Origin of the sequence: Colwellia sp. RSH04, assembly GCF_003545765.1 — a bacterium.
Lineage (GTDB): Bacteria > Pseudomonadota > Gammaproteobacteria > Enterobacterales > Alteromonadaceae > Colwellia.
Genome location: NZ_QXIO01000052.1, coordinates 1 through 587, shown reverse-complemented (window position 1 = coordinate 587; position 587 = coordinate 1). Strand labels below are relative to the sequence as shown.

General features: G+C 39.2%; 1 tRNA gene. It reads right to left on the bottom strand.

Annotation, left to right across the window (positions count from 1 at the left end):
• Window positions 1-402: 402 nt before the first annotated feature.
• Window positions 403-478: transfer RNA gene (locus D1094_RS18450), tRNA-Ala, on the bottom strand.
• Window positions 479-587 lie beyond the last annotated feature (109 nt).

Below are 587 nucleotides of genomic sequence, written 5' to 3'. Positions count from 1 at the left end.
GTGTCTTGAATAAGAGTGATAAACCATTCTACTTAAAGAAAGATTTATCGGGTTGATTAGATGTTCGAGGAGAACACCTAATCACCATCATCACTTCCCGATAAAAGAAGTAACAACAGCTTGGTATTTATTCTTATGTGGTTGACGCGCGACACGTCTTGCACCAAATAAATACCGGTATTTATATCAGCTTTCCAGATTGTTAAAGAACATCAAATTAGCGCACATTCGGCTAATTCGTGGTTTAAAAAACCAAACTTAAATCATCATTTAATGATGTGTTAAGTTTGGCTTCTTTCTTTATAAGAAGAATTGAATAACCATTTAGGAATTAATCAAGGCAGTTGGTAGCGACGTGTAATTTACTACACGAGCTGCGAACTAACGCAGAGTAAGAATAAATGGTGGAGCTAAGCAGGATCGAACTGCTGACCTCCTGCGTGCAAGGCAGGCGCTCTCCCAGCTGAGCTATAGCCCCATTTTGCGCCTAGGTAGGCATTCTTCTAATTCGTTATCATGTAATTTGTGTGAATACTCAACAAAGCATTGTTTTACTTCAAGATAAGGAGGTGATCCAACCCCAGGTT